Source organism: Echinicola shivajiensis (assembly GCF_018642165.1).
Classification (GTDB): domain Bacteria; phylum Bacteroidota; class Bacteroidia; order Cytophagales; family Cyclobacteriaceae; genus Echinicola; species Echinicola shivajiensis.
In genome coordinates, this window is record NZ_JAHHZM010000001.1 from 100,113 (window position 1) to 112,265 (window position 12,153).

Here is a 12,153-nt window from a genome sequence, read left to right on the forward strand (position 1 = left end):
TCTCCAAGAAACATATCCTAGTAGCAATCATAATTTCATTCTATAGGATCTTTGAGAAATATAAAATCAATGGTTTAGGAACTAAAAGACTACTAGTTTATTTATTCAAACCAACCTCCTCAATTGTGACAGGCCCCATTAACCCCGAAGGTTCCAATGTTATCGATTCAATTGGTCTGCCCCTGTAATCATAAAATAAATCAATATTAGTTTTGGTGAACTGATTGTTATTTGGAAACCTTTGATCACCTGCCACGCGGTTATACCATGAATTCACTACTTTAATTTCCAAATTGTTCTCTCCCTTCTTTAATTCATCGCTAATTTCCACCCTAAATGGGGCAGTCCACAATATCCCTTTGTCTTTCCCATTGATCCTGATTTCTGCAATACCCACATCCTTCACACTTCCCAGTTGCAGAAAATACTGCTTACTCTTATTGGGCTCAAAATCAACCTTAAATACTTTATTATATATGGCTTCACCTGAATAGTATTTGATCCCATCCTTAGCATGCTCCGACCAGTCTGCTAATTCAGGAAATACTACTGAGCCAGGACCTCCCTTTTCTGTATCGAAATTCACTACCCATTCTCCATCGATATACATCAATTTTTTATAATCAGGATAATTTCGCTTATCGGTCCCTTGTTTATCCTCTGGAATCACATCATTGAATGCCACAATAATGGCCCCATAAGGTTCTAAGGTCAAAGGAACTGTCGTCATTCCGTCGTTTTGTGTAAAAGCTTTGGCCTTTCGAATCTCTCCTGTCAGTGGATCCCATAATTCAGGTTGTTTTTCCGAAACCCGAAATCGGGCATTTATTTTTTGTTTTTCTACCGTTTGATTGGTTACAAAATAAATATCACTGCTTCCAATGGTGTAATGGATATAATCAAAATCGGTTTTACTGTCATTTTCAATAATATCAAAATCTTCCTTAACCTTTTTTGAAAGCAAATACTCTCGTGCAGTTATCCCCCAAAGGATCTTACCGCTGCCGTACATATGTCCACCTTTTCCTGGTGCATACCCATCCCAAACTCTATTAGCTATAAAATTAAACTCCTTCTCTCCTTTTGCTCCTCCAACTAAACTACTTGACATTTCAGGCTTTGCCCCCAAAATGACAGCCCCATCTACCAACAATTCCTCCAACTTTTTCAATACTGCCAGAGACAAAACTTTATGATCTGGCAGTACCAAAACCCTATATTCAACACCACCAGGTACAACTATCTTTCCGGCATCTACTTTCAATTGGAGAAAAATAGGTTCATCGGTCACATCATAATCAAACCCTGGCAATACCCCTGCTGGATCAGCGTGTTTAAACGGAAAAACATTAGGTACATGATCTCCATAATAATATAAGGCGTCAGCAACAAACTTACCTTCCTGCACCACGGATTGGGTACGGTGCATATAGTCAATAAATGGACCTGAATAATCCCACCAAGTTAATTGCGGATTAACATGCGTACCTGCAAAATATTCCTGACCTGGAAATCCCATTTCCTTTGGCGAACATGTAAATGTATGGAAGTACATACGGTTTAAACCTCCACAAATTTCGTGATCAAATGACGATTTCTGGTCATGCCATAACTCATCCGTCCAATGTTTCTTTATGGATGTAAATGATTCAGCTCCAACAATCTTCTTCCCATAAATATGGGCTGCTGAGGAAGCCTGTTTTAAAAAGAACCTATCCTTCGGCATGGGACGATGTTGTGAAGGAGACCAAAATTCACTCATCACTATATCACTAAAACCATAGTTTTTTATTCCATCAAATGGTCCAGCATGCGGACCTGCAGATTCGGGTTGAATACCCATATTGTATTTGTGAGCGTACTCCTGAAAGCGGGCATAATGATTATATGCCACTAAGTCCCCAAGTGTTTTCCTGAAATCAGCTAAAAAGGCATTCGAAGTTTCTATATCTTCAACAACATATCCGGCTACTATTGGCAAATAATTCTTAATATCATAACCTCTGTATTTTTTGAATTCTGATCCAAATTTATCCGTCCAATTCATTCCTCCACATTCCCAGCTATCCGTTTCCATATATTTCAAGGTGTTTCCTACATGGTCACCTGCTGCTTTAAAAATGGGCTCCACTACATCATTCCAATAGAAATCAAAAGCTTCTTCACTCATATGATCAAGAACATTTCCTTGCCAATCCCCACTGGAAGTAGAAACATCTTCTTCAGTACAGGTATAACCAATTCTTAATACTGCCCATTCCCCACTAGGTGCATCCCAATCCAGATTCCCCTTTTCATCTAATGCCCCTGATAAATCAAGTATGTCATCCTTTTTTACAATATAGGCTTCCGCTAATTTTTCATTCTTGTTCCGAGGTTTATTATGAAGCAGAAAACGACAATCTGTTGCCGAACCTCCCATTTCATGAAATCCAAGTTTTAGATCCAAATCGGAAATGCCCTCGTCTATCTTATTGGATGTATTTATTGGAAAGGCAAGCACGGCAATGTCATTATAATAATCCAAATGAGTCTTGGGTTGCTCCATTTTCACTGACAATTTCTTCCCTCCAGTTACCTTTGCTTCCGAATAAGTCAGCTGCTTAGCGGTATATTTAGCCGATACTCGGGGACCTCCTAGGTTCCAGCCACTCTGTATATTAAACCCTATTTCCAGGTCTAATCTTTTTGCTTCATTTAGGGCATAAACGAACAAATCATTCCAATCATCTGAACCATATAACGGTCCTTTGGGAATATCCCTATTTCCTCGTTGATTTTGGCCACCAGCATCAAATATCATCGCCCCGTGGAAATTCCGCGATTTCATCGCTTCAAGATCTTTTGTAATTGCTTCTTTGCTTACATTTCCATTTAACCACCACCACCAGCAGTTTACACCACTTTCTTTATCAGGAGCTTGAAAATTTGCTTTTACACTGTAAAAATCTACTTTTTTAGTGTCTTTATTATACCCTTGGGCCTTTAAACCACCTATTGCTAAAAAGCTGGAGAAAAATAATACTAGAAGGTTACTTATTGTTTTCATAAGGTCAATATTTAATTGTACTGCCTTTCTTGAGGTTATACATTGAGAAATTAAATTCTATATTTTGTCATTTAACAGTATTGAATTATTACATGACATTATTTATTCACCTGGTGATGCATTGCAGTCATTCCAGCCTTTTTATCTTTATTTTTCAACAAATTGGATCATAGACTAAATTGACATTGAAAAAAATCATTTAATCAATTTGCTTGGAGCATATCCAAATTGCTCTTTGAACCGCCTACTGAAATAAAGAGGATCATTAAACCCAACAGCAATGGCAACTTCAGAGACATTGTAGTTTTTAGTTTTTAAAAGCGAAGCTGATTTTTTTAATCGAATTGTCCTTATAAACTCATTGGGCGACATATCGGTGAGCTCGGTGATTTTCCGATAGAGTTTTGACGAACTCAAGGCCAATTCTGAGCAAAGAAATGTAGGCGTTAGATCTGATTTAGCGATATTCTCTTCTATAATTTCCTTTATTTTCGAAATCAAGTCAATATCTATTTGCGAATGTACCAAACTGATCACATCACTTTCCGTTTCTTCGGAAAATTTCTGTTTAAGGTCAAAACGAATTTTGATAATATTATCAATTCTCGATTTTAATAGTGAGGGATCAAAAGGCTTTACAATGTATCCATCTACTCCAACTTTATATCCTTTAATCCTATTCTCATTTTCCCCTAGAGCAGTTAGTAATACAACTGCAGTATGGCTAATTTTTTCATCGCTTTTAAGCGCATTTACAAATTCAAAACCATCCATTAAGGGCATCATGACATCTACCACACAGAGTACTGGTTTAATTTTCCGGCAAAGCTCTAACCCTTCTTTTCCATTTTCTGCCCCATAAACTTTATATTGATCGGATAAAAACTCTATTACATAATTTCGAAGTTCAGTATTATCATCAATTACTACCACCGATGACTTTACATCGGTATTGGATTTCGGGCTTATGTATTCACCTTGGGGAAGGATCGAATTTATAAAACAAGAATTAATGACATCTTCTTTCTCATCACTTGAGTAAGAAATCTGATTTATATTGTATGCATCTTTTGATACAGGTAATTCCACAGTAAAAATACTACCGGAGTTTGCAGAACTTTGAACCAAAACTTTGCCCCGATGAATCTCCACCAAAGATTTCACTAGTGACAGCCCAATTCCTGTCCCAGTTGTACTATCCTTACTATTTGAGGCTTGGTAAAATCTTGAAAAGATCTTTTCCTGGCTTTCTGGGGGAATGCCAATACCATCATCACTAACTTCTATCATTAATGTTTTCGAGTCCTGTTCCTTAACCCCGATAAACAAATCTACATGACCATTGTTATTTGTAAATTTCAATGCATTTGACAATAGATTATACAGTATTTTACTGTATTTATCCACATCTATCCAGCACTCAATCGCCTTGCCTTCTACGTTAAAATTAAAATCTATATTTTTTGATTGCGCCAATTCCATAAAAGAATAAAACACATTTTTTGTAAAAGGCAGTATATCTACATTCGTAACCTTTAATTTGATCTCTCCTGTTTCGGCACGTCTGAAATCGAGGATTTGATTAACCAAACTTAATAGCCTGTTGGTACTATGGTTGATTAAGTTGGCTTTACTATTGATAAAATCGTTACTGTTTTCGTACTCTAAAATTTGTTTTACAGGACCAAGGATTAACGACAATGGTGTTCTTATTTCATGTGAAATATTGGTAAAGAACCTTAGTTTTTCATTGTTGAGTTTCTCGTCACGTTCCCGCATAACTTTTTCAGTCAACAGCTCTCGTCGTAAATTAATACGGGATTTAATTTGCTTTCTTGTGAAGTACACAATCAAACTCATTACCAATAGTAATAAGGCAATTCCTTGGTAGCTTGCCCAAAAAGGAGGCAGTATCTTAATACTATAATTGGAGACCTCACTCCATATCCCATCACTATTACATGCCCTGATTTTAAAATTATAAGTACCTGAAGGTAAATTGGTGTATTGAACTATTCTTGAATTACTATTGGTCTGGATCCAATTTTGATCAAACCCTTCAAGCATATACTCAAATTTGTTTAAATGCTGATTTGTGAAGTATGCGTTTGCAAATTGAATGGAGAAATTTCGATTCTCATAGCTTAGTGTTGCACTTCTGGAATAATTTATATCTTTCAATAGCGGTACCTGACCGTTTATTTTTAATCCTGGCAAAACCAACTCATTGTTCACTTTGAACGCTGTGACAATTGGCTTGGGAGACCATTCGTTTTCTTTAATAGTCAAAGGAGAAAAATAGATAATCCCGTTTTTTCCACCTAAATAAACTTTTGTATTATCGAAGTTATAAAACCCACTGGAGCTAAATACATCAAGTCTGTTCCCACTGTTGACGTTATAAATATTGGCTTGGTTATTTTCAACATCAAATCTTGAAATATTATTATTATTCATATTTAGCCACAAATAACCATTTGCGTCTTCAACTATATCGGTTACCCATTTACCATTCATTTCTTTAGGTCCGGTATTTGGTTTAAACGCATCGACCTTTGCGTCAAAAAGGGCCAAACCTTTTCTTGTACCAGCCCAAATTAATCCACGGGAATCAACAATTATATCACTTACATTTTCATGGGGCAGACCGACATGCGGTTGATTTCTCTCTCCATAGACAATGTAATCTCCTGTCGTTAAATCATACTTAACTGCTCCAGCTTCAGTGGCAAACCATAAGTTATTCTCAAAATCTGTTGCTACCTTATTGATTTTAAATCCGGGCAATATGTGGATAGAAGGTTTTAGAGTATGTTTATCCAATAGCACAGCACCTTCACCATATGAGGAAACAACTAAATTGTCATCATATTCTAAAAAATTAACAATTACTGAATTTTTAAACCCGACCTCTATTATTTTAGACGTCTTTTGAAGATAGTTGTAAATCAGAACTTTCCCATTCCATAAACCGCAATAGAAGTTTATTCCGTCATAGGAATATATGCTTGCAATGTCATGTTTTTCTTTGAACAATGGGACAACCCCCCCTCTTTCAGAGATAAAAAGGCCGTTATGCCTTGTTGCGACAACGATTTCATTTAAATTAGTTTTTGCGAACCCTCTGATCTTGGGAACCTGATTTTCGATATATTTCGAAATATCCTTGTTGATCTTAAATTGATTCTCGTAGGGATCATACTTATCCAGGCCCTCCTCAGTTCCAATCCACAGCACTCCAGCTGGATCAAAATACAGGGCCGAAACCAAATTATATACCAAGGATGTATTTTCCGACAACACGGAATAATACCATTGAAAATCCCCTTTTTGGATATCCTCCAATTTATCACAGACCAACAACCCACCGAGAGTCCCAACCCAATATTTACCGTCCGGGGCTTGGGCCACGCACAAAAAATATGGTCCAAGTTTGTCCCTTATTTCATCCTCATGGATATACAAATTCACAAAAGTATTGTGGTGTTTATCCAGCCTGTAAATTCCTTTTCGGGTTCCTGCGAAGATATCGCCCTTTTTATCTTCAAATATAAAATACAGGTAGGGATTGGTGACTTTTGAGCCAGGTACCGATAATGTGAAATATTCTATTTCCGAAATTATCCCCGTACTACCGAGTTTTACCTTGGCAATACCACCAGATTCATAGGATCCCACCCAAATATTTCCACTTTTATCTTCGAAAATCTCCTTTACATAATTAAATCCTTTAAGAGGGATTTTGGTAAAAGTATTTTTTTCAGGTTCAAATAAAAACAAACCGCTATTTCTTGTGCCGACCCAAACCCGATTAAACTTATCCAAGTAAACAGAGCGGACTTCGTTGTCCGGCAGGCTATTAGGGTCATTTTCATCGGATAAATAGGTTGTAAATACATGGGTATCGATTTGTAGGTGAGTCAAACCCTTTCTCGTTCCTATCCACAAGGAATTTGTTGCACTATCCAATTTTAAAGCGGTAATATCATCATTTTGCAAAGTATTGCTGCCTTCAGCATAACTTAAATAATGTTGAAATTGGAATCCATCAAAACGGTTTAAACCATTAAAGGTACCTAGCCAAACAAAGCCCTGGTTGTCCTGAACGATATGCCTGATGGAGTTATGTGACAGCCCGTAGTTATCATTGTAATGCTCAAATTCTATACTTTGTGATATAGCACAAAAAGGTAAAATTATTATTAATAAACCTATTACTAAATATTGCTTCATTAATGTATTGCTTAATTTACAGTAATCTACCTGTTGCCTTATTGAAATGAAGCAACAACCTTTATCCATCAAATTGGGTTTGAAAATACAAGTCCACATGTATAAACTTACCTATTTGATATTTTTAACCAGCCAATTTAATTTCAAGGTTAAGTATAAACATTTACTTCTGAAAACGGCATCAAACAAAGGACACATGCTAAAAACAAATATTTACACATCATTATTGATTTGCTATATAATAGCATTCCTTTTACCTGATCATCTTCTATCGCCCTCGCCCACAAGTCCTATTGTTCGTGTTCAATTACAAGAAACTTAAATCCCTAGATATTTACATTCTGGCTTTCCTTCAGCTGTACCGAACATTTGCCCCTATTTACCAACATACATACCCATTTAAGTAATATTCAAATAAAAACCTCAAAATCCGCTTAAGGAAAATATTCTAGAATTAGAATTTATTTAAGGTCTTCATTAGCCAAGTTATTGTCCATAGGAACATTTGAACTGTTGGTCATTTGAAGCTCTAGCTTTCCTCCATGAGTAATTTGATCATGATGAATCACAAATTCTTTTGTGGACTTATTATTTAATCGAACCGATTGGACATATACATTTTCCTTGCTGTTATTATTAGCTTCAATAATAAAGTTGGAATTTGAATAATAATCTGGATTCAATTTAATAATGACTTTGTCAAACATAGGACTTCCTATTTGATATTCAGGGTTTTCATCGACCCCACCATTCATTTGAAACAAACCTATTTTCATTAAAACAGATAAACTTCCCATTAGCCCCTGATCTTCATCTCCATTATAGCCCGTCGAAGGGGATAGACCACTGAAAGTTTTTTCAACCACCTTTCGTGACCAGTATTGGGTTAGGCTTGGGCTTCCAATTTTGTGAAAAACAAAAGCCGTTTGAATCGATGGCTGATTCCCATAGTTGATGGGTATTCTTCTATATTCCGGGTGTTCTTCCACATCATGTGATGTACCTGCCGTAAACCCCATTTTTTCTGCCTCAATAAACTGTCTGTTGAGCTTTTCCACGGCTTTTTCTGCTCCCCCCATTAGATTTGCCAAACCTTCCAGGTTGTGCGGTACAAACCAGGTAGCTTGAGCACTGTTCGCTTCAACAAACCCTACTTTATATTCATATGGATCAAAATTCCCATACCACTCACTGTTTACATTTTTAGGCCTCATCCAACCTGAAGTTTCATCATAAACATTCCTGAAATTTTCTGAACGTTTTAGGAAATAATTGTAGTCGTCCTTAAGTCCCAGTTTTTTGGCCAGTTGTGCAAGCGTCCAATCCTGATAGGCATACTCCAATGTCAGGCTTCCCCCTTCCTGATGCCCCCCAAATCCTCCTTCTGGGATAGGATAGGGAACCACCCCATTTTCCATATAGTATTTTAAGCCACCTCCGAGATTTGAGTAATGTTCATAACCGGCCTTTTCCATCATCCCCCCTGGCATATGGTTCTTCTTCAAAGCTTGGTAAATATTTTCCAAATCCTCGACAATTAATCCTTCTTGAATTGCACTTACAATAAAGGGTGTGCTGGAAGCACCTGTCATTACATTGGTATAATTCCCCCCGGATGGCCCTCTGGGGATTAATCCCCCATCTTTTTGATACTGCAAAAGTGAATAAACAAATTGCCTTTTAATTTCAGGATAAACCAAGCCCCAAAGTGTATTGATTGTCCATTGAGCGCCCCAAAAGGAATCAGAATTGAAGTGGTTAAATTTGGGTTTCCCGTTTTCATCCAATGGTAACTGCCCTACCCTAAATTCTTGACCAGTATTATCTGGGTATGCACCATTTACATCACTAATAATTCTTCGCCCCTGCAAAGCGTGCCATAAATCAGTATAAAATCTTCTTTGATCATTTACCGTTCCTCCCTCAACTATAATTCTACCCAATAAATTGTTCCACTCATTTTTTGATTGGGCCACTACCTTATCAAAATCCCAATGCGGTAATTCTTTATCGATATTATTTCGGGCATTTTCCAATGATGTGTAAGAGATTCCCACTTTCATGAGGACTTTCATTCCATCATTATTGATTTTTACCAGATAGTTGCCTGTTTTTTCATCTTGGTTGAGATCTTTGATCTCATTGTCAAGTATTATGTGGAAGAAAACAGTAACTGGTTTTGGCCTTCTATGAGTCGGGCTGATCACCACTTTTCCTGAAAGCTCATGATCACCAACCCTCTTTAGCTCACCATCCTTGTTTTCACAAGGACCTAATAAGGTGTTGAGATTAAACAATATCGATGCTTGCTTATTGGATGGAAATGTATATTGATGTAAACCGACACGTGTTGTACTCGTTATTTCTGATTTAATTTTGTACCTGTCAAGCTCTATATAATGATACCCCGGTGTTATTTTTTCAGTTTCATGGCTGAACTTAGAATAAAAATCTTCATACACAGAATTTATATTTTCCGATGAAATAGTAACAGGCATAACTGATACGCCAGCCATCTGCCATGCGTGAATATGACTAAACCCCTTGATGGTATCCGTATTATACCTATATCCACTTCCCCATGCCCCATCAATTTCAGTATCAGGGCTGAGATTTACCATTCCAAAAGGCCTACTTGCCGAGGAAAAGAAAAACCACCTTGAATTCTCTGTGTCAAGTTCAGGGTATACCAAATCTGCGTATAAATGGCTTTCAGAAGCTTTGCCATCCGACTTCACATTTTGTGTACAAGCCACAAGTGTTCCTACTACCAGAAAAAATAAAAATTGAATTAATAAATTGTTCTTGATCATGTATTTTCAGATTAAACAGCGCTCCAATCGTTTTTATTTATAAAATCACAGTTAAAACATTTCCAATTTATTCCACTCACTAAATCCACCCTCTAGATATTTTAATCTATGTGCCATCAAGATTTAAGTTTAAAAGGCAGATGATAATTTACCCCTGCCTTTTAAACTATAAATCACCTTTAAATAACTGTGAAGATTACCTTCAAAAGGCTATTTTTAATATTCAGGATTTTGAGATATTGAAGGAATAGATCTATCGATCTCTTTCTGAGGAATCGGACGTAAATAATGTCTGTCTTGCAGCTCCCCAACTGATGCCGTCCATGGGTTCATCAATGTGGTACGCTCAATCAGTTTTCCTGTTCTTTTCAAATCAAACCAACGGCTATATTCTCCCATCAATTCCCTTGCCCGCTCATCCAAAATCATATCTATGTCCAGGTTTCCGTTTGCGCGGTAGGATATTGTACTCATGGAAGCCAGGTTCGTCAGATCCTGAGCACGCATCGGATCAGCGCCAGCATTGGCACCGAGTGCCCTGTCAACTATGGCATTATAATAAACTTCTGCACCTCCCAGATCGCCCCCGGTAGCTCCCTTAATTATTGCTTCGGCTGCTATGAGATATGCTTCAGCAGAGCGGAATAAGGCAAGGTTAAAGGTTCCTTGAGCGTCATCATAGGGGATTCCTGGTTCCCAGAATTTCCACATAAGAGGGGTTTTATCTTGAGAGTGATAGGGAGAAATTGGGTTAATTCCAATTTCATCCAGGTTCAGTACTGCATAGGGCTTGCTTCCTCCTACATCCATACCTTTGTCTTGGTCGTTGGCAGGCTTATTCCATGGAGGAAAATACAGTACAGTATCTCCTTTTGCAATATCGATGGTCGAAGACGGATTATCTAAATCAGGCACAAAACCGGTAACATCGGTCAATGCGTACATCGCTTCTACGAAATTGTGATGGTACCTTGTATCGATATCCGGATCGAACAATCTATACGCTGCAGGGCTCACAATATAATTCCCTAACGCGCCATTACGGTTGTAGTGACTTGTTCTTCCCAAAGAGCCAGGAATATCTTCAGCACCTCCTCCAAAAATCGAATGGTAATCATTTCCAATCCCATACTCCGTCTCACCTTCATCACTGCCATTCGTTAAAATATTATCACTGTATTGTACCGCAAATACTATTTCATCGCTCTTATCATTTTGAGTTGGAAAAGTTTCTTCCAGCGGGTTTTCAGCGTGAAGTGGAAATAATTTGTGATACTCAGGTTCCAAGGGATAATTTGCTATGATCTTATCTGCATAATCAAGCGCCTTATTGAAATCTTCTGCTGTTCCACCAAGTGAATTGTTAAAATTCCACCCCCTTGTTAAATGAACCCTTGCCAATAGAAACTGTGCGGCACCTTTTGTTGCCCTACCGTACTCAGTATTACCTTTGGTAGGCAGTATCGATTCTACTTCTTCAAGATCTTTAATAATTTGGTCATATACCTGTGCTGCGGGCACTTTGATGACTTCCCTACTGCTCGTGGTTATTTCCTCCAAAGGCATTGGAATATCGCCCCACTGTTGCACTGCATAGAAATAAGCATATGCTCTAAGGAATTTAGCTTCTGCTACTCTGATGGCCAAGCGATCAGGGTCCATTCCTTGAACACCTTCCTGTCTTGATATTGCGGTATTTGTCCTGGCAATTTGTTTGTATAACAAATCCCATAGAGCAGTAGCCGGTTCAATATTAGGGGTAAATCGAATATCATACACGTTCAAAGCGTTGCCCTGATTTCCACTTCCCGCTTCGTCCCATGAAGCACTGGTAAATATATCAGTGCCCATTAAAACTAAATCTCGCTCTTTATGTATTTCCCTTAGCTTTGTATAGTTAGATCGGACAAGATCTTCGAATCCCTGCTCAGTCACATAATAATTATCTGTAGTCTGGTAAGAAACCGAATTTTCATCCAAAAACCCCTCACAACCGACACATAATACAAACAAAAAGACCAGAGCTATGCTATATTGTTTCTTAAATAGTTTCATATT

General features: G+C 37.6%; 4 protein-coding genes. All 4 read right to left on the reverse strand.

Features of this window, described 5'->3' with window-relative positions; genetic code table 11:
• Window positions 1-97 precede the first annotated feature (97 nt).
• The gene (locus tag KMW37_RS00455; RefSeq protein ID WP_215222642.1) at window positions 98-3,049 is read right to left on the reverse strand and encodes a glycosyl hydrolase; all 2,952 of its coding nucleotides are present in this window, start codon (window positions 3,047-3,049) and stop codon (window positions 98-100) included.
• A 195-nt stretch (window positions 3,050-3,244) separates the two neighbouring features.
• Window positions 3,245-7,282 carry a hybrid sensor histidine kinase/response regulator gene (locus tag KMW37_RS00460; RefSeq protein ID WP_215222643.1) on the reverse strand — a complete coding sequence of 1,346 codons (4,038 nt, stop codon included), beginning with the start codon at window positions 7,280-7,282 and terminating at the stop codon, window positions 3,245-3,247.
• Between the two features lie 461 nt (window positions 7,283-7,743).
• The gene (locus tag KMW37_RS00465) at window positions 7,744-10,095 is read right to left on the reverse strand and encodes a GH92 family glycosyl hydrolase (protein ID WP_215222644.1); all 2,352 of its coding nucleotides are present in this window, start codon (window positions 10,093-10,095) and stop codon (window positions 7,744-7,746) included.
• Between the two features lie 216 nt (window positions 10,096-10,311).
• Window positions 10,312-12,150, reverse strand: coding sequence for a RagB/SusD family nutrient uptake outer membrane protein (locus KMW37_RS00470; protein WP_215222645.1), 1,839 nt, complete (start codon window positions 12,148-12,150; stop codon window positions 10,312-10,314).
• Window positions 12,151-12,153 lie beyond the last annotated feature (3 nt).